This window comes from Streptomyces sp. LS-MS-L19 (assembly GCF_058382285.1).
Genome location: NZ_JBYCLL010000001.1, coordinates 3,163,763 through 3,184,305 on the forward strand (window position 1 = coordinate 3,163,763; position 20,543 = coordinate 3,184,305).

Annotated in this window: 22 protein-coding genes; 14 read left to right on the plus strand and 8 right to left on the minus strand. The window is 72.5% G+C overall.

Annotation, left to right across the window (positions count from 1 at the left end; all coding sequences use genetic code 11):
* Positions 1 to 14 precede the first annotated feature (14 nt).
* The 3 genes from AC2XR2_RS13960 to AC2XR2_RS13970 all read left to right on the plus strand — a co-directional run bounded on the left by AC2XR2_RS13960 (position 15) and on the right by AC2XR2_RS13970 (position 3,074).
* Positions 15 to 1,670 (plus strand): M4 family metallopeptidase, encoded by a 1,656-nt coding sequence (locus AC2XR2_RS13960; protein ID WP_491515195.1) that lies wholly within the window; start codon positions 15 to 17, stop codon positions 1,668 to 1,670.
* Between the two features lie 78 nt (positions 1,671 to 1,748).
* Positions 1,749 to 2,096, plus strand: a complete 348-nt coding sequence (locus AC2XR2_RS13965) for a hypothetical protein (protein ID WP_381299873.1) — start codon at positions 1,749 to 1,751, stop codon at positions 2,094 to 2,096.
* Between the two features lie 78 nt (positions 2,097 to 2,174).
* Positions 2,175 to 3,074: an aminoglycoside phosphotransferase family protein gene (locus AC2XR2_RS13970; protein WP_491515196.1), complete on the plus strand. Its 900-nt coding sequence runs from the start codon at positions 2,175 to 2,177 to the stop codon at positions 3,072 to 3,074.
* A 251-nt stretch (positions 3,075 to 3,325) separates the two neighbouring features.
* Here AC2XR2_RS13970 and AC2XR2_RS13975 read toward each other — a convergent pair whose 3' ends face one another.
* Both AC2XR2_RS13975 and AC2XR2_RS13980 read right to left on the minus strand, forming a co-directional pair.
* Positions 3,326 to 3,754, minus strand: a complete 429-nt coding sequence (locus AC2XR2_RS13975; protein ID WP_491515197.1) for a VOC family protein — start codon at positions 3,752 to 3,754, stop codon at positions 3,326 to 3,328.
* 37 nt (positions 3,755 to 3,791) lie between these two features.
* Entirely contained in the window at positions 3,792 to 4,361 is a 570-nt protein-coding gene (locus AC2XR2_RS13980; RefSeq protein ID WP_491515198.1) for an NADPH-dependent FMN reductase, read from the minus strand.
* A 278-nt stretch (positions 4,362 to 4,639) separates the two neighbouring features.
* Here AC2XR2_RS13980 and AC2XR2_RS13985 point away from each other — a divergent pair, with 278 nt between their 5' ends.
* Complete coding sequence (locus tag AC2XR2_RS13985; protein ID WP_381299877.1) at positions 4,640 to 5,161, plus strand: GVDTG sorting domain-containing protein; 522 nt, start codon at positions 4,640 to 4,642, stop codon at positions 5,159 to 5,161.
* 112 nt (positions 5,162 to 5,273) lie between these two features.
* Positions 5,274 to 5,942, plus strand: a complete 669-nt coding sequence (locus tag AC2XR2_RS13990) for a class F sortase (protein ID WP_491515199.1) — start codon at positions 5,274 to 5,276, stop codon at positions 5,940 to 5,942.
* 6 nt (positions 5,943 to 5,948) lie between these two features.
* Here the strand turns inward: AC2XR2_RS13990 and cpt are convergent, their stop codons facing one another.
* Complete coding sequence (gene cpt, locus AC2XR2_RS13995; protein ID WP_381299879.1) at positions 5,949 to 6,494, minus strand: chloramphenicol phosphotransferase CPT; 546 nt, start codon at positions 6,492 to 6,494, stop codon at positions 5,949 to 5,951.
* 15 nt (positions 6,495 to 6,509) lie between these two features.
* Positions 6,510 to 7,292 carry a sulfite exporter TauE/SafE family protein gene (locus tag AC2XR2_RS14000; protein WP_491515200.1) on the minus strand — a complete coding sequence of 261 codons (783 nt, stop codon included), beginning with the start codon at positions 7,290 to 7,292 and terminating at the stop codon, positions 6,510 to 6,512.
* Between the two features lie 211 nt (positions 7,293 to 7,503).
* Here AC2XR2_RS14000 and AC2XR2_RS14005 point away from each other — a divergent pair, with 211 nt between their 5' ends.
* Genes AC2XR2_RS14005 through nirD form a run of 3 tightly spaced genes read left to right on the plus strand, consistent with a single transcriptional unit; the run spans position 7,504 to position 11,677 of the window.
* Positions 7,504 to 8,727, plus strand: a complete 1,224-nt coding sequence (locus AC2XR2_RS14005) for an NAD(P)/FAD-dependent oxidoreductase (protein WP_381299880.1) — start codon at positions 7,504 to 7,506, stop codon at positions 8,725 to 8,727.
* Positions 8,727 to 11,330, plus strand: coding sequence for a nitrite reductase large subunit NirB (gene nirB, locus AC2XR2_RS14010; protein WP_381299881.1), 2,604 nt, complete (start codon positions 8,727 to 8,729; stop codon positions 11,328 to 11,330). Before AC2XR2_RS14005 ends, nirB begins: the two co-directional genes overlap by 1 nt.
* Positions 11,327 to 11,677, plus strand: coding sequence for a nitrite reductase small subunit NirD (nirD, locus tag AC2XR2_RS14015; protein WP_449348272.1), 351 nt, complete (start codon positions 11,327 to 11,329; stop codon positions 11,675 to 11,677). Before nirB ends, nirD begins: the two co-directional genes overlap by 4 nt.
* A 152-nt stretch (positions 11,678 to 11,829) precedes the next feature.
* On the opposite strand, the gene AC2XR2_RS14020 is transcribed toward nirD, so the two are convergent.
* The 3 genes from AC2XR2_RS14020 to AC2XR2_RS14030 form a co-directional block, all read right to left on the minus strand.
* A complete protein-coding gene (locus AC2XR2_RS14020; protein ID WP_491515201.1) occupies positions 11,830 to 12,756 on the minus strand; it encodes an oxidoreductase in 927 nt (308 codons plus the stop codon).
* Positions 12,757 to 12,790: 34 nt separating this feature from the next.
* A complete protein-coding gene (locus tag AC2XR2_RS14025) occupies positions 12,791 to 14,599 on the minus strand; it encodes a SulP family inorganic anion transporter (RefSeq protein ID WP_491515202.1) in 1,809 nt (602 codons plus the stop codon).
* A 140-nt stretch (positions 14,600 to 14,739) separates the two neighbouring features.
* On the minus strand, positions 14,740 to 15,336 hold the full coding sequence (locus AC2XR2_RS14030; RefSeq protein ID WP_330267068.1) for a carbonic anhydrase: 597 nt from the start codon (positions 15,334 to 15,336) through the stop codon (positions 14,740 to 14,742).
* Positions 15,337 to 15,529: 193 nt separating this feature from the next.
* Between AC2XR2_RS14030 and AC2XR2_RS14035 the strand changes: the two genes are divergently transcribed.
* The 6 genes from AC2XR2_RS14035 to AC2XR2_RS14060 all read left to right on the plus strand — a co-directional run bounded on the left by AC2XR2_RS14035 (position 15,530) and on the right by AC2XR2_RS14060 (position 20,121).
* Entirely contained in the window at positions 15,530 to 16,291 is a 762-nt protein-coding gene (locus tag AC2XR2_RS14035; protein WP_491515203.1) for a response regulator transcription factor, read from the plus strand.
* Positions 16,288 to 17,751, plus strand: coding sequence for a HAMP domain-containing sensor histidine kinase (locus tag AC2XR2_RS14040; RefSeq protein WP_491515204.1), 1,464 nt, complete (start codon positions 16,288 to 16,290; stop codon positions 17,749 to 17,751). Before AC2XR2_RS14035 ends, AC2XR2_RS14040 begins: the two co-directional genes overlap by 4 nt.
* A gap of 100 nt (positions 17,752 to 17,851) precedes the next feature.
* Positions 17,852 to 18,346 carry an excalibur calcium-binding domain-containing protein gene (locus AC2XR2_RS14045; RefSeq protein ID WP_491515205.1) on the plus strand — a complete coding sequence of 165 codons (495 nt, stop codon included), beginning with the start codon at positions 17,852 to 17,854 and terminating at the stop codon, positions 18,344 to 18,346.
* A 133-nt stretch (positions 18,347 to 18,479) separates the two neighbouring features.
* Positions 18,480 to 18,872, plus strand: coding sequence for an excalibur calcium-binding domain-containing protein (locus tag AC2XR2_RS14050; protein ID WP_381299888.1), 393 nt, complete (start codon positions 18,480 to 18,482; stop codon positions 18,870 to 18,872).
* Positions 18,873 to 19,051: 179 nt separating this feature from the next.
* Positions 19,052 to 19,528: a hypothetical protein gene (locus AC2XR2_RS14055; RefSeq protein ID WP_491515206.1), complete on the plus strand. Its 477-nt coding sequence runs from the start codon at positions 19,052 to 19,054 to the stop codon at positions 19,526 to 19,528.
* Between the two features lie 59 nt (positions 19,529 to 19,587).
* Positions 19,588 to 20,121 (plus strand): hypothetical protein, encoded by a 534-nt coding sequence (locus AC2XR2_RS14060; protein ID WP_381299891.1) that lies wholly within the window; start codon positions 19,588 to 19,590, stop codon positions 20,119 to 20,121.
* Positions 20,122 to 20,124: 3 nt separating this feature from the next.
* On the opposite strand, the gene AC2XR2_RS14065 is transcribed toward AC2XR2_RS14060, so the two are convergent.
* Positions 20,125 to 20,523 carry a DUF4440 domain-containing protein gene (locus AC2XR2_RS14065; protein ID WP_491515207.1) on the minus strand — a complete coding sequence of 133 codons (399 nt, stop codon included), beginning with the start codon at positions 20,521 to 20,523 and terminating at the stop codon, positions 20,125 to 20,127.
* Positions 20,524 to 20,543: the final 20 nt, after the last annotated feature.

Here is a 20,543-nt window from a genome sequence, read left to right on the forward strand (position 1 = left end):
TTCTGAGGAGACCGATGAGTCGGATACGGCCGTACGTCCGAGGTGCCCGTTCCCGTCGTCTCGCCACCGCCGGAGTGGCCGCCACCGCCGCCACCCTGCTGGCCGCCGCCCTCTCCCCCGCCGCCGGTGCGGCCGACAGACCCACCAGGGCAGACGCGCTCGACAACGCCGCGTCGGCGCTCGCCGACCAGGCCCCGGCGCTCGGGCTCACCTCCGCGCAGCGCACGAAGGTCCGTGACGTGATCGTCGACCCCGACGGCACCCAGCACGTCCGCTACGACCGCACCTACCGCCAACTCCCCGTGCTCGGCGGTGACTTCGTGGTCCACCTGGCGCCGGACGGGGCGTACAAGAGCTCCTCGCGCGCCACCAGGAACGCGATATCCCTGGCCAGTGTCACCCCCGCGCTGTCCGCCCCGAAGGCCGCCGACCTCGCCGCGAACGCGCTCAAGGCGGCCAACCTCGGCGAGACCCTGAAGAAGCTCACCGCCAAGCCGCAGCTGGTCGTCGACGCCCTGCACGGGCCGCCGAAGCTGGCCTGGCGGACGAACGCGGCCGCGCAGGACTCGCTCGGCAACCCGGTCGCCCGGACCGTCCTCACCGACGCCCGCACCGGCGCGCAGATCGACGCGTGGGACAGCATCGAACAGGCCGCCGGTGACGGGAAGTCGCTGTACAGCGGCACGGTCGCGCTGAACACCACGCAGTCGGGATCGACGTACCAGCTCAAGGACGCGACGCGCGGGAACACCTACACCGGTGACGCGGCCAACAAGACCGACCTGTGCTTCCTGACCATCTGCATCAGCAGGGCCCCGGCGACCCTGTTCACCGACGCCGACAACCACTGGGGCACGGGGGCGACTTCGGACCGGGCCACGGCGGCGGTGGACGCGCAGTACGGGACCGACGTCACCTGGGACTACTACAAGAACGTCCACGCGCGGAACGGCATCGGCGGCGACGGCAAGGGGTCCTACAACCGCGTCCACTACGGCAACAACTACAACAACGCCTTCTGGGACGACAGTTGCTTCTGCATGACGTACGGCGACGGTGACGGGACGCAGATGGGCCCGCTGGTGTCGCTGGACGTGGCCGGGCACGAGATGTCGCACGGCGTGACGTCCAAGACGGCGGCGCTGACGTACTCGGGCGAGTCGGGCGGGCTCAACGAGGCGACCTCCGACATCTTCGGCACGCTGGTGGAGTTCTACGCGGGCAACTCCTCCGACACCGGTGACTACCTCATCGGCGAGAAGATCGTCCGCTCCGGCTTCGGGCGGGACGCCCTGCGGTACATGGACAAGCCCTCCAAGGACGGCAAGTCCGCGGACTCCTGGAGCAGTTCGGTGGGCAACCTCGACGTCCACTACTCCTCCGGGGTCGCGAACCACTTCGCGTATCTGCTGGCGGAGGGCAGCGGCGCCAAGACCATCAACGGCGTCAGCTACAACTCCCCCACCTCCAACGGCTCCACGGTCACCGGGATCGGCCGGGACAAGCTGGGCGCGATCTGGTACCGGGCGCTGACGGTCTACATGACGTCCTCGACGAACTACGCGGGGGCGCGGACGGCCACGCTGAACGCGGCGAAGGATCTGTACGGTGCGGGCAGCGCGGAGTGCAACGCGGTGGCGGCGGCCTGGAGCGCGGTGAACGTGAACTGACGTTCCCTGATCCCCGGACGTACGACGCGGCCGCCTCCGATGCCGGGGGCGGCCGTACTCATGGGAAGGGAGAGGCACTTGGGCGAGGGCGATCCGCACATCCACGTCGAGGTGAAGGTGGTCCGGGGTGAGGCCGCCGTGCGCACCATGCTCGCGTCCACGTTCGGTCTGGTGGGCGATCTGCCGAGTGTCGTCGCCACCGGGTGCGGGCTGCGGGTGCCGTACGCCATGACCTCGCCGCGTCCCGACCGTGTGACCTGTCTGGCCTGCCGGGAGCACGCGCGCGCCGAGCATCTGCGGTTCGCCGACGACATCGAGCGCATCGGCAGCCTGCCGGGGTCCTCCGTCACCCCCGCCGCGGCCCGGCAGGCGGCGGCACGGCATCGCACGCTCGCGGAGCGGTTCTCGTCGGGCACCGGGGACTGAGGGAAAAGCGCTGGCATCCGGCTCGCGCGCGCGGATACGCTCCCCCGCCGACGCCCGCCCCACTCCCCCTGGAGCCCCATGCCGTCCACCACGAAGATGCACGCCGACGAGCTCGACATCGACGGGGAGCTGGTGAGCGGGCTGATCGCGGACCAGTTCCCGCGCTGGGGCGAACTCCCGGTCTCCCGCGTCGACTCGGCCGGGACGGACAACGCGATGTTCCGGCTCGGGGACGACATGGTCGTACGGCTGCCGCGGTTGCCCGGCGGCGGGCGGCAGGTGGAGTTCGAGCACCGGTGGCTGCCCCGGCTGGCACCGCGGCTTCCGCTGGCGGTGCCGGAGCCGTTGGCGAAGGGGGAACCCGGCCGGGGGTACGCGCTGCCCTGGGGGGTGTACCGGTGGCTGGACGGTGACAACGCCTACGACTCACCGATCGCCGAACTCACCGACGCCGCGGTGGAGTTGGGGCGGTTCGTCACCGCGTTGCGGGGGGTCGACGCGACCGGCGGGCCGGCCTCCTACCGCCCCGGGCCCCTGCACCTCTTCGACGACGGCAACCGGCTGGCGATCCGGGACCTGGGCGCCGCCGGCATCCTGGACGCGGGCCGGGCGAACGCCCTCGCCGACGAGGCGCCGGGACTGCCCGGGTGGGGCGGGGCTCCCGTCTGGCTCCACGCGGACCTCCTCCCCGGCAACCTGCTCACCGTGCACGGCCGCCTCACCGCGGTCATCGACTTCGGCTGCCTGGGCGTCGGGGAGCCCACGGCGGACACCCTGCCCGCCTGGACCGTGTTCACCGGCGAGAGCCGCCGTCTGTTCCGGGAGGCGGCGGAGTTCGACGAGGCCACCTGGGAGCGGGGCCGCGCGTGGACCCTGCGCTGGGGAGTGGGCGCGGTGCACTACTACCGGGACGGCAAGAACCCGGTCCTCGCGGCGGTGGGCCGACGGGCGATCGACGAGGCGCTCGCGGGGTTTTGAGCGGTTGGCGAGGTGCGCTGCGAGCGCGGGGCGTGCCGGCCCGCGACCTCACCGGCCACGACGACCCTCGACGGCGGAAGCGCGCCTTGGGGAGCGGGCCGGGGGCCGTCAGGGACGCGCGCTCGCGCCGGAGTCGCGAAGCGGTCCGCAAGGTGCGCTGCGAGTCCGCCGGCACCACTGCGACTGCCCCACCGACCAGGACGGCGGGCGCGGGCGTGCGGAGTGGGCCGGGGGCCGTCAGGGACGCGCGCTCAGCCGAGGTCCGGGAGGGTGAGGGTGCCGTCCTCTGCCAGGGGGAAGCTCGGGTTGTACGCCAGTTCCCAGGCATGGCCGTCCGGGTCGGTGAAGGCGCCGGAGTAGAAGCCGACCGCGTTGACCGCGGCCGGCTTGGTGACCGTGCCGCCCGCCTCCGCCACCTTGGTGAGGAGGGCGTCGACCTCCGCCTCGGAGCGGACGTTGTGGGCGAGGGCGATACCGCCGAAGCCGGTCGCGGGGCCCGGCTCCAGCCCGCAGTCCGCCGCCAGCCTGTCCCGGCTCCACAGCACCAGGCCCAGGCCGCCCGCCTGGAAGAAGACCGTCTCCGCGACCTCCTGGCCCCGCCAGCCGAGGGCCTCGTAGAAGGCCTTGGAGCGGGCGAGGTCGAGGACGCCCAACGTGATCAGGGTGATGCGCTGTTCCATGCCCATCACCTCACCGTAGCCCGGAAGCGGACGTGCCTCAGCGGCCGTACGGCAGCGCCGCCCTCCCCGCCCTGAGCACCTTCCCCCACCACACCAGCTGGTCCAGCATCGACTTCGCCGCCGCATCCGGGCCCTCCGCGTCCTTCGGGCGGCCGTCCTCGAAGGACGCTCCCGCGTTGTGGAAGCTCACCGTGTCCCGCACCGTCACCGCGTGGAGCTCGGCGAAGACCTGGCGCAGGTGTTCCACGGCCCGCAGGCCGCCCGAGACACCGCCGTAGGAGACCAGGGCCACCGGCTTGGCCTGCCACTCGGTGAAGTGCCAGTCGATCAGGTTCTTCAGGCCCGCCGGGAACGAGTGGTTGTACTCGGGGGTGAGGACCACGAACGCGTCCGCCGACGCGAGTTTCGGGGTGACGGGGGAGGGCGCCGGAGGAGCGGCGAAGGACATGGGCAGGTCGGCCTCGGCCACGTCCACGACCTCGGCGACCAGGTCGTCGCGGTCGCGCAGGCGGTCGAGGAGCCAGTCGGCGACGACCGGGCCGAAACGGCCGTGCCGGTTGCTGCCGATGACGAGGGCGACCTGGAGGGGAGCGGTGTCTGTCTGCATGGAGGACAGCCTGATACCTCGACCAAAGTTGAGGTCAAGCGCGGACGGCGACTCGGCCGTCACCCGTTCACACCCGCGCCCCGCACCCTTCGGGTTCTCTTCCGCGACACCCCTGCCGTACGGCGATGACCTGCTGAAACTCGGGCCGACCCGGTCTGGCGGGCGGCGATCTGACACCCATTCACCGCATTTCTGACGCCCTCTCAGGAAGCGGTCGCGGCGCACTGCGACTTACCTCGAAAGCACAGGGATTCCCACCGAGAGCTCGAGGGAGCACCATGCGCACCACCGTCCGCCTGCTGACCGGCAGCGCGCTCGCCGTCGCCGCCGCGGGTCTCGTCTGCGCGCCGGCCCACGCCGGGGACGCCGACGGGCTGGACGTCGTCCCGTCCTCGGTCGTGCCGGGCGGGCAGGTCACCGTGAACACGGCGGCGTGCGGGGACGACGGTGCCGGGACGGGGGACGCCAGTGCGGTGGGCGCGGGCGCGTTCACGCTGGCGCCCAGCATGCACGGGGGTGACACGACCGGACGGTTCCGGGTGCCGCCGAGCGCGCAGCCGGGGACGTACGAGATCGTCGCGACCTGCGCGCAGAGCGGCCGGCAGGTGACCGGCGACCTGGTGGTCACGCTGACCTCGCAGCGGCAGCCGGTGCATCCCAGAGGAAGTGTGAAGACGGGGGTCGGTGGCGCGCTCGGCCCCGACCCCGTGCAGACCGCGGCCGGTGTGGCGGCTCTCGCCGTCGCCGCCGCGGGCGGTACCTGGCTCCTGCATCGCCGGGCGAGAGGCGACAGGATCTGACGGACACCCTCCGCTGTCCGTCCGCCGGTACCGCATGTCCCCTCCCCCTCCGGGTCCGACGCCCCTCGCGGCCCGGAGGGGGACGGGCAGGCCAGCCGTAGAGGAGGCTCCTGTGCGCAACGCCAGGCTCGGGAACACCGCCATAGCCGGGATCAACCGCAGACTCGGGAACACGGCCATAGCCGGGGTCACCGTGGTGGCCCTGTGCGGCGGCGCGTGGCTGCTGCGCAGCGGCGCCGAGACACACCCCCCGCCGCAGCCGTCCGCCGCCCAGGCGCACTCCGCCCGCGGGGGCGCAGCGGAACTCGACGCGGCACCCGCCCTGGCGCCGTCCCCGCCGGACCGCGTCCGCATCCCCGCGATCCAGGTGGACGCCCCCCTGATGGGCCTCGCCCTCACCCGCACCGGCAGCCTCGACGTGCCGCCGGCCGCGAAGAAGAACCTCGCCGGCTGGTACGAGGCCGGCACCACCCCCGGTGAGAAAGGCACCGCGATCGTCGCCGGGCATGTCGACAACGCCGAGGGACCCGCCGTCTTCTACGACCTCGGCGCCCTCCGCAAGGGCAGCCCGATCGAGGTGGACCGGCGCGACGGCAGCGTGGCGGTGTTCACGGTGGACGCGGTCGAGGTGTACGACGCGAAGGACTTCCCCGACGAGAAGGTGTACGGCGCCGCGGCACGGCCCGAGCTGCGGGTGATCACCTGCGGCGGGGGCTACTCACGCGCGACCGGCTACCGGGGCAACGTGGTGGTGTTCGCGCATCTCACGGGGAGCCGCTGACCAGTCTCACGGGGAGCCGCTGACCACGGCCTCGGCGATGGTTCGCGCACACACCAGGGCCTCGGTGCGGGTGGTGTCCACCTCCAGGTCGTAGACCACTCCCTGGTGCACGAGCGTCGCCTGCTTCTCGGCCATCCCGCGCGCCCGGTCGCCCCGGACGATCTCCCGGCCCGCGGCGACCTCGGCGTCGCAGCGCACGCCGACCCACAGCACGTCCAGGCCGTCGAGGCTCTTGCGCCAGCGCTCCTGGGAGTGCGCGCCGCCCAGGAAGACGTCGTCGACGATCACCCGGGCGCCCGCCCACGCCGTGGCGGCGACCCCGGCCCGCCAGGCCGCCTCCAGCCGCGAGAACTCCTCGCCGACGCTCACCCCGCCGTCCGCCGCGACGTCGATGCCCGCCTCCGAGGACTGGAGCGAGAGGGGCATCGACTCGACGAACCCGTCGATCCCGAAGGCCAGCCACGGGTCCGGCAGCACCGCCTGGAGGCACCGCGCGATCCCGGACTTGCCGGAACTGGAACCGCCGTTGAGCACGATCACCTGAGTCGTCACGGCGTCACCGTAACGTCAGGCGAGCCACTGTTCGTACGCAATATTCGCGACCAGCGCGAAGACGACGGTCAGCAGGACCACCCGAACGAACCCGCTGCCCTTCTTCAGCGCGGTGTGCGCGCCCAGGGTGCCGCCGGCGAGATTGAAGACGGCCATCAGGGCGGCCAGTTGCCACAGCACCGTGCCCTGCCAGGCGAACATCGCGAGCGCGCCCGCGTTGGTGCAGCAGTTGACGATCTTCGCGGTGGCGGAGGCGGTCACCAGGTCGAGGTGGAGGACCGCGGTGAGGGCGAGGACCAGGAAGGTGCCGGTGCCGGGCCCGACGAGTCCGTCGTAGAAGCCGATGCCGAGGCCCGCGAGGCCGATCGCGGCGAGGCCCTGGCGGCGGGTGGCCGGGCCGGTCGCGGGGGCGGTGCCGAAGGCCGGGCGCAGGATCACGAAGGCGGCGACCCCCAGCAGCACGACCAGGATCAGCGGCTTGAGGACCTCCGTGCTCATCCCGGCCGCGAAGAACGCGCCGGCCGAGGAGCCGGCGAGGGCCGCGAGCCCGATACGGACGGCGAGCCGTACGTCGACCTTCGTCCTGCGGGCGTACGTCACCGCGGCCCCCGAGGTGCCGACGATGGCGACCGCCTTGTTGGTGCCGAGCGCGTACGCGGCCGGGGTGCTCGCGGGCAGGCCGAGCAGCAGGACCGGCAGCAGCAGGAGGCCCCCGCCGCCGACCACGGCGTCGATCCAGCCGGCCGCGAGAGCCGCGAGGCACAGGACGACGACCGTGGTCAGGGATATGTCGGGCATGATCGCGACCCTATGGGACGGGCTCCACGGCGACGCCACGGGGCAGGATCCACGCCCACGCCACCCACCTGGGCGCGGGCCTCCTCACAGCGCTCCCCCGGCGCCGCCCCCGAACCCTCACACCCGCCCCCGGCCACTGCTGAGGGCAGCGTTCCTCGCGGGAAACAGAGGTGATGCGGTCGGGTAACACCCACCACGCACGCTCCTGGACATGACCTCGAATACGCGTGTGGTGGTGATCGGCGCCGGGCTCGCGGGCGTCCGGCTCGCCCGGCGGCTCGGAGAGCTCGGCACGCCCGTGACGCTCGTCGGCGAGGAGGAGCACCGCCCGTACAACCGGGTGCTCCTCGCCGAGGTGCTGGCGGGACGGTACACCCCGGACGTGATCGCGCTCCCGGCGCCGGCCGCGCTGACCCGTGCCCGGGTCACCGGCATCGACCGCGGGGCCCGGACCGTCGAGTGCGCCGACGGCTCGAAGATCGCATACGACACGCTCGTCCTGGCCACCGGCTCCAACCCGGTGCTGCCGCCGCTGCGCGGTCTGTTCACCGCGGACCACGAACTGCCGAAGGGCGTCCACGCATTCCGCACCATGGACGACTGCCTCGGCCTGTCCGAGGCGGTCCGGCCGGGAGTGAAGGCGGTCGTGATCGGCGGCGGCCTCCTCGGGGTCTCCGCGGCCCGCGCGCTCGCCCAGCGCGGCGCCCAGGTCGTCCTCGCCCAGCAGGCCGAGCGGCTCATGGAGCGCCAGCTCGACCCGAGCGCCTCCAAGCTGGTCCGGCGCCACCTCGGGGACCTGGGCGTCGAGGTCCACACCGATCTGCGCGTGCGGGACGTGCGCTGCGTCGGCGGTGCGGTCCGCTCGGTCGAGATGGCCGACGGTTACGCCCTGGACGCCGAGATCGTGGTCCTGGCCTGCGGGGTCCACCCCCGCGTCGGTCTCGCGCAGACCGCCGGCCTGGACGTGCGCAAGGGCATCGTCGTGGACGACGAACTGCGCACCTCCGACCCGCACATCCACGCCATCGGCGACTGCGCCCAGCACGACGGCACCGTCTACGGCCTCGCCACCCCGGCCCTGGAACAGGCCGACGCGCTGGCCGAGTTGCTGGCGTCCGGCTCCGGGAACAAGGGCGCCCGCTACACCGGCACCCGCGCGCTGACCCGGCTCACGCTGCCCGGACAGGCCGCCTTCGACCTGGCCGCGTTCGGCGAGACCGAGGCACTCCCGGGCGACGACGTCGTCCAGCTCGCGGACGCCACCCGCGGCACCTACCGCAAGGTCGTCGTCCGCGACGACCGCCTGGTCGGCGGGGTCCTCGTCGGCGAACTCGGCACCGTCGGCGCGCTCGCCCGCGCCTGGGAGGGAGCAGAGCCGCTCCCCTCCGACGGCGGACCGCTGCTCCACCTGCTCACCAACGATGGAGGCTCCTGATGACCGCCCACCCGGAGGCCACGGAGGCCACCCCCACGATCGTCCTCGTCGGCCACGGCATGGTCGGCCAGCGCTTCCTGGAGGCGCTCGCCGCGCGCGGCCTGACCGCGACCCACCGTGTGGTCGTGCTCTGCGAGGAGCCGCGTCCGGCGTACGACCGCGTCGCGCTCACGTCGTACTTCTCGGGGAAGACGCCCGAGGAACTGTCCATGACGGACATGGAGTTCATCGAGACGCACGGCATCGAGCTGTACGTCGGCGACCCGGCCGTCACGATCGACCGGGACGCGAAGAAGGTCACCGCGAAGTCCGGACAGGTCTTCGCGTACGAGACCCTGGTCCTCGCCACCGGCTCCTTCCCCTTCGTGCCGCCGGTGCCGAACAAGGACGCCAAGGGCTGTTTCGTCTACCGCACGATCGAGGACCTCCTCGCCATCGAGGAGTACGCGAAGACCCGCACCACCGGTGCCGTGGTCGGCGGTGGTCTGCTCGGTCTGGAGGCGGCCGGCGCGCTCAAGGGGCTCGGACTGACCTCCCACATCGTGGAGTTCGCGCCGCGGCTGATGCCGGTGCAGGTCGACGAGGGCGGTGGCGCGGCGCTGCTGCGGACCATCGAGGAGATGGGGCTCTCCGTCCACACAGGTGTCGGCACGCAGGAGATCGTGGTCGACGAGGACGGCGCCGTCACCGGCATGAAGCTGTCCGACGGCTCCGAACTCGCCACCGACCTGGTGGTGTTCAGCGCCGGTGTCCGCCCCCGCGACCAGCTGGCCCGCGACTGCGGACTGACCGTCGGCGAGCGCGGCGGCATCACCGTCGACGAGCAGTGCCGTACGGTCTCCGACCCGCACGTCTTCGCGATCGGCGAGTGCGCGCTGGCCGCCGACGGCCGGGTGTACGGCCTGGTGGCCCCCGGTTACGAGCAGGCCGAGACCGCGGCGGCGACCATCGCCTCCGACGAGGCCGCCTTCCTCGGCGCCGACCTCTCCACCAAGCTGAAGCTGCTCGGCGTGGACGTGGCCTCCTTCGGTGACGCGCACGGCGCGACCGCGGACTGCCTGGACGTCGTGTACTCCGACTCCCGCGCGGGCCTGTACAAGAAGCTGGTCATCGGCCGGGACGGCACGCTGCTCGGCGGCATCCTGGTCGGCGACGCGGAGGCGTACGGCACGCTGAAGGCGTTCACCGGCTCGGTGCCGCCGGTCAAGCCCGAGTCGCTGGTGCTGCCGGCCGGTGCCGGGGAGTCGGTGCAGCTCGGCCCGACCGCGCTGCCGGACGACGCGATCATCTGCTCCTGCAACAACGTCCGCAAGGGCACGATCCGCGGAGCGGTCACCGAGCACAACTGCACCACCGTGCCCGAGGTGAAGAAGTGCACCAAGGCCGGTACGACCTGCGGCAGTTGCGTCAAGGTACTGGGCCAGCTGGTCACCGCGGAGCTGGAGGCGTCCGGCGTCGAGGTCGACAAGGGCCTGTGCGGCTGCTTCTCGCAGACCCGCGAGGAGCTCTACGAGATCGTCCTCGCCCTGCGCATCAACACCTACCAGGACCTCCTCGACCGCTACGGCCGTGACGGCGCCCGGGGCGGCGACGGCTGCGAGATCTGCAAGCCGGCCGTCGGCTCGATCATCGCCTCCCTCGCCCCGACGATCGGCGCGAGCGGCTACGTCCTGGACGGCGAGCAGGCGGCCCTCCAGGACTCCAACGACCACTTCCTCGCCAACATCCAGAAGAACGGCTCCTACTCGGTCGTGCCGCGCATCCCCGGCGGCGAGATCACCCCCGAGGGCCTCATCACGATCGGCGAGATCGCCCGCGACTTCGGCCTCTACACGAAGATCACCGGTGGCCAGCGGATCGACATGTTCGGCGCGCGGGTGGAACAACTCCCCCTGATCTGGACGAGGTTGGTCGACGCCGGCTTCGAGTCCGGGCACGCCTACGGCAAGTCGCTGCGCACCGTGAAGTCCTGCGTCGGCCAGACCTGGTGCCGCTACGGCGTCCAGGACTCGGTCCGCATGGCGATCGACCTGGAGCTTCGCTACCGGGGACTCAGGTCGCCGCACAAGCTGAAGTCGGCGGTGTCGGGCTGCGCCCGCGAGTGCGCCGAGGCCCAGTCGAAGGACTTCGGCGTGATCGCCACCTCCAACGGCTGGAACCTCTACGTCGGCGGCAACGGCGGCGCGACCCCGCGCCACGCGGACCTGCTCGCGCAGGACCTCACCGACGCCGAACTGGTCAAGCTGATCGACCGGTTCCTGATGTTCTACATCCGCACCGCGGACCGCCTGGAGCGCACCTCGACCTGGCTGGAGCGCATCCCCGGCGGCCTGGACCACGTCCGTGACGTGGTCGTGGAGGACTCCCTCGGCATCTGCGAGGAGCTGGAGTCCCTGATGACGGCCCACGTGGCGCACTACGCCGACGAGTGGGCGACCACCATCAACGACCCCGAGAAGCTCGCCCGGTTCGTGTCCTTCGTGAACGCCCCCGACACTCCCGACCCGGTCGTCGGGTTCGTCCCCGAGCGCGAGCAGATCAAGCCCGACCTGCCGCTGCTGACCATCGGCCACCGTCCCCTGGAAGGAAGCGCCCAGCGATGACCCTGGCACCCGAGACCACCGACCTGAAGGTCGAACTCCAGCTGAACGGCGACTGGTTCGCGGTCTGCGAACTGGCCCGGCTGCTCCCCGGCCGGGGAGTCGCGGCCCTGCTGCCCGACGGCCGGCAGGCGGCCCTGTTCCGCGACCGCGCGGGCAACCTGTACGCCATCGACAACCGCGACCCCTTCGGCGGCGCGGCGGTCCTCTCCCGCGGCCTGACCGGCAGCCAGCAGGGCCGCCCGTTCGTGGCCTCCCCCCTGCTGAAGCAGCGCTTCGACCTGGAGACCGGGCAGTGCCTGGACGACGAGTCGGTGCGGATCGCCACGTACCAGGTGCGGGCGGCGTAACAGGGTTTCCTGACCGCGCCCTCACCCGGGGGCGCGGCACCGGACCCCCTCCGCTACGGCGCCCGCATCGACGCGGTCAGCCCCGGCGCGGTGGCCACCGGCCTTCAGCGGGTCGCTGGGTCAGCTCTTCAGCGCGTCGTACGTCACTCCCGTCAGCTCTTCAGCGCGTTGTACGTCACTCCCGTCAGCTTCTCCGACGCGGCCCAGAGGCGTTGCGCCGCCCGGTCGTCGCGGGTCCACGGGGCCCGCCAGGAGGGGCCCGGGGCACCGCGCCAGCCGGCGAGGGAGGGGCCGGTGAAGGAGTCGGGGGTGACCCCGGGGGCGGTGGCGGCGTAGAGGGTGGGCAGGGCGCCGGCGTCGGCGGACTGGGCGAAGAAGCGGTTGCCGACCAGGAAGAAGCGTTCCGCCGCCGTGCGGCCCTCCATCTTCACGCTCGCGGTCTGGAGGTTGGTGGCCGCGTACCCGGGATGCGCGGCCGCCGCGATCACGTCCGAGCCGTGCGCCGCCAACCGGTGCGCGAGTTCGTGGACGAAGAGCAGGTTGGCGGTCTTGGAGCGGGCGTAGGCGATCCAACGGCGGTAGCGGCGCTCGCTGTTGAGGTCGTGGATGTCGATGTTGGCGACCGCGTGCATGGTGCTGGAGACCGTCACCACGCGCGCCCCGGGTGTCGCGAGGAGCGGGGGGAGCAGCAGGCCGGTCAGCGCGAAGTGGCCCAGGTGGTTGGTGCCGAACTGGGTCTCGAAGCCGTCCGCCGTCGTGCTGTACGGCAGCGCCATCACGCCCGCGTTGTTGACCAGCAGGTCGAGGCGGTCGTACGGGAACGAGGTCGCGAACTCCCGTACGGAGGCCAGGTCCCCGAGGTCCAGGCGGGCGAACTCCGCGTTCGTGCTCGGCACTTCGCCCAGCAGCCGGTCCCGGGCCTCGCCGCCCCGCCGCTCGCTGCGGCAGGCGAGCACCACGCGGGCGCCCTTGCGGGCCAGTTCCCGCGCGGTGGCGTACCCGATCCCGCTGTTGGCCCCGGTGACCACGGCGACGCGTCCGCGCTGGTCGGGGATGGCCTTCTCGCTCCATGCGGGCATCCCGGGCTCCCTCCACCGACGGCTGTTCCTCAGCCTACGAGGGGCGGCCGTGGCGGGCATCGTCCGGGACGGGCCGGGTGTCCAGGTAGAACCATTCGACGCCCGGGGTGGGTTCCGTCGCCACGGGTTCGGTCGCCGCGGGGTGGGTCGCCATGGGGTGGGTCGCCATGGGGTGGGTCGCCATGGGTTCGGCGGCGGTGAAGTCGTGGGTGTCGGGGATCGGGGTCCGGCGGAGGGCGGCCGTGGCCGCACCGGTTGCAGCGACGGGTGGGTCGAACGCACCGCGCTCGAAACCCCACTCGGCAGCGCCCCCGCTCGCAGAGCCCGCGGGCAGCGTGCCCTGGGTCCTCTCGTCGGGCTGCAACGCTCCCGCGGCCGCCCCGGGCCCCGGCATCAGGAGTTCCACCCGCAGGCCCCGCCCCCGCTGCTGGGCCGTGAACTCCTCCACCTGGTTGCGGCAGGCGTGGTCGAGGTGGGTCACGCCAGTGAGGTCGAGGCGGATGCGGGGCTTGCCGGAGGCGGCGGCCGACTCGAGGGCCTCGATGACCTTCGGGAGGCGCAGGAAGGTCGCGTTGCCGGCCATGACGATCTTCGCGGTGTCGTCCTCGATGTGCTGCCGGATCACGGTCTGCGACATCCGCAGCGCGGCCAGCACGATCCCCGCCGCGAGCCCCACGAGCACGCCCTCCAGGAGCGCCGTCGCGACGATGACGAGCGTGGTGACCGTCATGACCACGAACTCGCCCCGGTCCTGGCGCCACATCTTCGGGAACTCCCCCGGCGCGAGCAGCTTCCAGCCGCTGTGCACCAGCACGCCCGCCAGCACCGAGATCGGGATCAGCGCGAGGACCTGCGGGAGCAGCAGCGCGAACGCCAGCAGCCACAGGCCGTGCAGGGTGCGGGAGAGCCGGGTCTTCGCGCCCGCCTGGACGTTCGCCGAACTGCGCGCCACGACCGCCGTGACGGGCAGCGCGCCGAGGATCCCGGCCACGGTGTTCCCGGCCCCCTGGGCGACGAGCTCGGTGTTGTAGCGGGTGCGCGGACCGCTGTGCATACGGTCCACGGCCGCCGCGGTGAACAGGCTCTCCGCCGAGGCGATGACCGTGAAGGTGAGGATCGACGTGATGATCGCCGGCTCGGCCAGCCCCGCGAACTGCTCGGCGCCCGGCACCTGGACGGCCGCGAGCAGATTCCCGACCTGGAGGGTCTTCACCTCGACCCCGGGCAGGGCGGCGACCGCGATCCCGATGCCCACGGCGACGAGCGCGGCCGGGATCCGCCTGACCGGTCCGGGCGCCTTCTTCCACAGGAAGCTCAGGGCGACGGTGACGATGCCGAGGAGCAGGGCGGTCATCGCCTGCCGGTCGGTCAGGACGTCCGCGAGCAGCCCCGGCACCCCGGCCATGTTCTCGACCGGGACGCCGGGCGCCTTGTTGTCGGCCATCGGGTAGAGCTGGCTGAACATCAGCGGCAGCCCGATCCCCGCGAGCATGCCCTGCACCACGGCGATCGAGATGGCCTGGAACATCCGCCCGAGCCGTACGACCCCGAGCACGATCTGCAGGATCCCCGAGCCCAGGACGATCACCCCGAGCATGGCCACCCCGTGCTCGGCGACGGTCTCCGCGACCAGCGCCGCGAGCCCCGCGGCGGGGCCACTGACCTGGAGGGTGCTGCCCCGGACCGCGCCGACCACGAGCCCGCCGATCACCCCGGAGATGATCCCCAGCTCGGCCGGGACCCCGGAGGCCACGGCGACTCCGATGCAGAGCGGCAGGGCGACGAGGAAGACGACGAGAGAGGCGGTGATCTCGGTGCCGAGGTCACCCTTGGGGGCCTTCACCGGCCTCCCAGCGTCCGCCGGCCTTACAGACTCCGCTACGGCCGCTGCCTCCGCCGACCCGGCCCCCGTGGACGAACTCCCCCGTCCCTGACGGCTTTTCGGCGCGGCCCTGTCCCCCCGCCCGCGCGCGTGCGCCCCGCTCACGCGGCATGCACCCGGAACCGGCCGTCCTCGTCGAGCTCGTGCACCTGCCCGGTGTCGACCTCGTAGTACCAGCCGTGCAACCGCAGCCGGTCCGCGTCGAGCCGCTGCCGCACCACGGGGTAACTGCGCAGTGCGGCCAACTGGTTGACGACGTTGCGCTGGACGACGTCGGCGAGCGGGGGCGCGTCGGTGAGCACGGGGGCCAGGGACGGGCGGGCCAGGCCCAGCCACGCGTCCACGCCCGGCAGCGCGGTCAGGTCGTCGCCGGACCGCAGGGCCCCCATCGCCCCGCAGTGTGAGTGACCGCACACGACCACGTCCTGAACCCCGAGCACCTCCAGCGCGTACTCGATGGTGGCGGCCTCACCACCGGCCGCGTGCTGTCCGTACGACGGCACGATATTGCCCGCGTTCCGCAGCTCGAATATCTCACCGGGCCGGGCGCCGGTGATCAGCGCGGGAATGACCCGCGAGTCCGAGCAGCTTATGAAGAGTGCCTCGGGATATTGCCCGTCGGCCAGTTTCCGGTATTCACCGCTCTCGAAATCCGCCCGCCTCCTGAACGAGCGCGCACGATCCAGCAATGCCTTCAAGGGTGCCTCCTGAGCTGCCGTTTCTGCCAGTTCTCAGCACCATAGAGAGGTGATGCACAGAGGAAGGTTAATAGCGGGCCAGAGTCCGGCCAGGAGCAGGACATTCTTTTTCCCGACTCCCGGGAGGCGCCCGCTTCTTGTAGCGTGTCGGGCACAGGGCGGAATATGAATTCGGGTGGGAGAGATACGGCGTATGGGCCTGCGTGTGCTGCTCATCGAGGACGACGAGACGATCGCCGAACCGCTGGCCGAGGGCCTCGCGCACTTCGGCCTGGCGGTGGATCACGTGACCACCGGCACCGAGGGACTGAGAGCGCCGTACGGCGATGTCGTGCTCCTGGACCTGGGGCTGCCGGACATGGACGGCATCGACGTCTGCCGGGGCATCCGGGAGGTGTCGGACGTGCCGATCGTCATCCTCAGCGCACGCGGGGAGGAGGCGGACCGGGTGCTGGGACTGGAGCTCGGCGCCGACGACTATCTGGCGAAGCCGTTCAGCGTACGGGAGTTGGTGGCCCGGGTGCGGGCGGTGACCCGGCGGACGCGGCGGACGCAGGAGACACCCGCCCCGGCATTCCCGGCATCCCCCGCGCCTTTGTCCCCGCCCCCGGCCGCGCCCACGGCGCCCGCGCCCGCCGGGGCGCCCGGCCATGACCCGGGCCCGCTCGCCGTGGACCGCCGTACCCGGCAGGTCTGGGTCGGCGAGTCCCAGGTGCCGCTCACACCGAAGGAGTTCGACCTGCTCGCGCTGCTCACCGAGGACCCGGGCGCGGTGTACTCCCGGCAGCAGATCCTCGACCGGGTCTGGGATCCGTTCTACGAGGGCCCGACGAAGACGCTGGACGTCCATGTCGCCTCGCTGCGGCGGAAGTTGGGGCACCCGGCCTGGATCCAGACGCTGCGCGGGGTCGGCTTCCGGCTGGCGGTGCACAGCGGACCGGACGGTCCGGCATGACGCGCCGGCTGCTGCTGAGCTATCTCACGCTGGCCGCCCTGGTGCTGCTCTGTCTGGAGATCCCGCTGGGGTTCGTGTACTCGCGGGGCGAGCGGGAGCGGGTGGTGGGGGCGGCCCGGGACGAGGCCGAGTCGGTGTCGGCGTACGCGGCACTGACTCTGGCGACCGGCCGCGCGGAGCGGGACCTGCCCGAGCGGGTGGCGCACTGCGCCGCGCGGATCGGCGGGACGGTGGTGGTCGTGGACGGCGCGGGCGCGCTGCTCGCCACCTCGCATCCGCTGTCGGGTGAGGTGACCCGGTCGCTGTCCTCGCGGCCGGGGATCGCGGCGGCACTGCGGGGCACGTCGACGGCGGACGTGCGCACCTCCACGATCGGCGGGGTGGATTACCTGTCGGTGGCCGCGCCCATGGGACACGGAGCCCAGGGTGCCGTCTGGCTGACCGTGCCCACCCGGACGGTGCACGAGCGGGTGCACCACGTGTGGCTGCTGCTCGCCCTCGGCGGGGTGGGCGTCCTCACGGCCGTCGTCCTGGTCGGTTTCGGCATCGCCCGCTGGACGGGTCGGCCGATCCGTGAACTGGAGCGTGCGACGCACGAGTTGGCGGAGGGGGGCCGGGCGACTCCGGTGACGGTGACGAAGGGGCCGCCCGAAGTGCGGAGTCTGGCGGCCGCGTTCAACCGTACGGCGGCCCGGCTCGCCCATCTCCTCGACGCGCAGCGGGCGTTCGCGGGTGAGGCCTCGCACCAGCTCAAGACACCGCTGGCGGCACTGCGGCTGCGCCTGGAGAACCTGGAGCCCAGTGTGTCCGCGCGCGGCCGGGGCAGCCTGACCGCGGCCGTGACCGAGACGGACCGGCTGGCGCGCATGGTGGAGGGGCTGCTCGCGATGGCCCGGCTGGAGGAGGACGCGGCGCGGCCGGTGCCGGTGGACGTCGGCGAGGTCTGCGCGGAGCGGCACCGCACCTGGCTGCCGCTGTACGGCCGGCAGGGGGTGTCGCTGGTCCTGTTCACGGGCGGTGCGGGCCCGGTGTCGGCACTGCCGGGTGCGGTGGAGCAGATCCTGGACAACCTGCTGTCCAACGCACTGCGCGCGTCCCCCGTCGGCAGCACGGTGACCGTGGAACTCCGCCCGCACACCCCGTCCCGGCGCGGCCCGCGCTCCGGCTGGATCGACCTGCACGTCACCGACGAGGGCCCCGGCATGTCGGCCGACCAGCGCGCCCGCGCCTTCGACCGGTTCTGGCGGGCGCCGGGCGCCCCCAAGGGCGGCACCGGACTCGGCCTCGCCCTGGTCCAGCGGCTGGCCCACGCGAGCGGCGGCGAGGCGACGCTGCGTGAGGCGGCGACGGGCGGCCTGAACGCGACGATCCGCCTCCCGTCGCCCCACCCGGCACCGGGCCCCGGGCATCCGGGCCGCCCGCCCGGCCGACGGTGGGAGGCGCCGGCCGTACGGGCGTGACGGCGTGACATGTAATAGTCACGGAATGAACACTTCAACTCCACATCTGCGGCACCAGCAATACGGTCATCCCCTCACGTAACGCCTTCAGGGGGACGACATGACCAATCCGTACACCTCGCAGCCGCAGCCGCAGCCGCAGCCCGCACCGCCGTGGCCGCCCGCGCCGCCGACCGCTTCCCGGCCCACCCCCAAGTGGGCCCGGAAGCGGTACGTCCTGCCCGCTCTCGCACTGGCCCTGTTCCTCGGTGTCGGCATAGGCAGCGGCGACCAGTCCGGGACGACGGCCGACGCGAAGCCCGCCGCCGCGAAGCCGCAGCCGACGGTGACCGTCACGGCGACCGCCACGGTGACACCGGAGCCGGAACCGGCGCCCACGGTGACCGCCACGAAGACGGTCAAGGTGACCAAGACCGTGACGGCCGAGGCGAAGGCGGACGCCGGCACCTCGGAGTCCGATTCCGGCTCCGGCAGCGTCTACTACCAGAACTGCACCGAAGCCCGTGCCGCCGGCGCCGCGCCCATCCACCGCGGTGAGCCGGGCTACGCCTCCCACCTCGACCGGGACAACGACGGGGTGGCCTGCGACAGTTGAGTCGCCGGCGCCACGCTTGCGGAGAGCTACCTTCCGGTCACGTCACGTTCGCATCACGGGTTTCTCATGTGGCCGACACGGCATCCGCGCCTCACTAGGTTCGTCACCTCTCACGAACCCGGAAGGACGTGCTGTGAACCTGCTCCGCAAGCCCGGCGCCATCGTCGTCGCCGCGCTGGCCCTGGCCCTGCTGCCGGGGGCCGCCTCGGCCCATGACGGCGACCACCCGTTCGCGAACTGCGCCGAGGCGTACGCCGCCGGGTACGCGAACCTCCCCAAGGGCAACGAGCACTACGGCAGCCATCTCGACCGGGACGGCGACGGCATCGGCTGCGACCAGCCGCCCGCGGACTTCAAGCCCCACGACGACGAAGTGACCGCCGGCGACCCCGGCGAGCAGCACCGAGACCTCGCCGAGACCGGCGGCGGCGACACCGCGGTATACCTCGCCGCCATCGGCTCGACGGTCCTCCTCACCGGCGGCGCCCTGGTGGCATCGGCCCGCAGGCGCCGCGCCATGCGCTGACGGCAGATCTCCGAGGGGGCGGCACCCGGCGCGGGGTGCCGCCCGTTCCGCAGGACGCTGTACGCGGGCGTACGCAGGAAGGCGGAAACCGAGCGGATTCCCGTGTACCTCACCCTCAATTCCCGCCGGACACTGGGAGCTTGGCTGAAGAGGCTGCACCAGGCCGACGGGGGAACATCGTGGACTGGCCCACTGCGATCATGTGCGGCGCGCTCGGTGGCTGTGTCATCGAGGCGATCGCCTTCTACGGCAACGTCTCCGCATGGCAGGCCGAACGGCGGGAGCTGCTGGCCGGGCCGCGGGAGGACAGACCGCTGCCGACCCTGCGCGCGCGGATCGACATCCCTGCGGACTCCCTGGTCTTCCTGACCCGCCTGGCGCTCGGCGCGCTCGCGGGTGCCCTGTTCCACTCCCAGGTCATCGGGATGACGGCGGCGGTCGCGGTGGGAGCCTCGGCACCCGGGCTGCTGCGCCAACTCGGGGCCACGAGGCTGGTGCAGGAGGCGGTGCGCGAACCGGAGCCCGCCCAGGAGACGGCCACCATGGCCCAGCGACAACCGCCACCGGCCCCAGAGCCGACCCCAACCCAAACCCCAGCCCCAGATGCTCCTGGAGTGCTGTTGCCGCCCGTTCCGGGCGAGGTGCCGGCGGAGTGACCGGGACACCGTTCCGTCGGCGTTGTCGGGACGCCCTCGCCGGCCGCCGGCCTCCCGTCGTGTACCGTCCGACCTCGGCCTCGCCGCTCTGGCGCCGCTACCTCGCCGCCCTGTTCGACGTACCGCGCACCCCCCGTCCGAAGCCCCCCGCGGCGCCCGCCCGGGCTCCGCTCGCGCGGCTCCCCCTGGTCCTCATCCTGGCCGCGGTAGCCGCGAGCCTGCTGCTGGGCGGCACGACGGTCGCGGTCCTGCAGGCGGGCAGCGAACGCGACCTGGGCAACCCACCGTTCAGCGCCCCGGCCTCGACACCGGGAGGGCCGACGGACGGTCCGACGGAGGAGCCGACAGGTGATCCGACGGAGGAGCCGACGGGCGGGCCCACGGATGGTTCGACGGGCGGGTCCACGACGTCCCCACTCCCGCCCCAGTCCTCGCCTCCTACCCCTACCCCGAGCCCGAGCCCGACCGAAGAACTCCCCCGAACCGGCCCGTCCGCCTTCTCCCTCGCCGTACTGGCCGCCCTCGCCGCCCTGGGAGTGACGCTCCTCGCCGTCGGAGCCACGGGCATGCTCCTCACCCGCTTCCGCCCATAGCCGTCAGGCGTGGTCGTACCAGGCCAGAGCCGCGATACGCCACCCCTGTGACGTGCGGACGAACTGAACGGTCTTGGTCCCCCCGCCCTCGAACGGCTCCCCGTCCAGGACCCCGGACTTGCGGTACGTGCTGAACCGGGAGGCGATGTCACCCGCGATGTCGGTCCGTTCGGAGGTCTCCCACTCGGAGAACTCCACCAGCCGTCCCTCGGTCAGCAGTAGCAGCCGGGGCTCGATGAACTCCTCCACGGTGTAGACCGTGAACTCCGGTCCGGTCTTGGTGATCACGCCCCCGGGAAGGACCAGCCGCCGAATGCGTCCGACGTCGGCGGCGCTGCCGCCCCGGTTGTCGAAGGCCCCGAAGAACTCGGCGGTCACCGCGTCCAGTTCGCTCTTGGACATCGCGCGACGGTAACAGCCGG

Coding starts and splice junctions, on each gene's coding strand:
- AC2XR2_RS13975 (WP_491515197.1), bottom strand. CDS start 3,754: ATGGAACAGCGCATCACCCTGATCACGTTGGGCGTCCTCGACCTCGCC.
- AC2XR2_RS14065 (WP_491515207.1), bottom strand. CDS start 20,523: ATGTCCAAGAGCGAACTGGACGCGGTGACCGCCGAGTTCTTCGGGGCC.
- AC2XR2_RS14045 (WP_491515205.1), top strand. CDS start 17,852: ATGACCAATCCGTACACCTCGCAGCCGCAGCCGCAGCCGCAGCCCGCA.
- AC2XR2_RS13960 (WP_491515195.1), top strand. CDS start 15: ATGAGTCGGATACGGCCGTACGTCCGAGGTGCCCGTTCCCGTCGTCTC.
- AC2XR2_RS14035 (WP_491515203.1), top strand. CDS start 15,530: ATGGGCCTGCGTGTGCTGCTCATCGAGGACGACGAGACGATCGCCGAA.
- nirB (WP_381299881.1), top strand. CDS start 8,727: ATGACCGCCCACCCGGAGGCCACGGAGGCCACCCCCACGATCGTCCTC.
- AC2XR2_RS13985 (WP_381299877.1), top strand. CDS start 4,640: ATGCGCACCACCGTCCGCCTGCTGACCGGCAGCGCGCTCGCCGTCGCC.
- AC2XR2_RS14005 (WP_381299880.1), top strand. CDS start 7,504: ATGACCTCGAATACGCGTGTGGTGGTGATCGGCGCCGGGCTCGCGGGC.
- AC2XR2_RS14000 (WP_491515200.1), bottom strand. CDS start 7,292: ATGCCCGACATATCCCTGACCACGGTCGTCGTCCTGTGCCTCGCGGCT.
- AC2XR2_RS14020 (WP_491515201.1), bottom strand. CDS start 12,756: ATGCCCGCATGGAGCGAGAAGGCCATCCCCGACCAGCGCGGACGCGTC.
- AC2XR2_RS13970 (WP_491515196.1), top strand. CDS start 2,175: ATGCCGTCCACCACGAAGATGCACGCCGACGAGCTCGACATCGACGGG.
- AC2XR2_RS14040 (WP_491515204.1), top strand. CDS start 16,288: ATGACGCGCCGGCTGCTGCTGAGCTATCTCACGCTGGCCGCCCTGGTG.
- AC2XR2_RS13980 (WP_491515198.1), bottom strand. CDS start 4,361: ATGCAGACAGACACCGCTCCCCTCCAGGTCGCCCTCGTCATCGGCAGC.
- nirD (WP_449348272.1), top strand. CDS start 11,327: ATGACCCTGGCACCCGAGACCACCGACCTGAAGGTCGAACTCCAGCTG.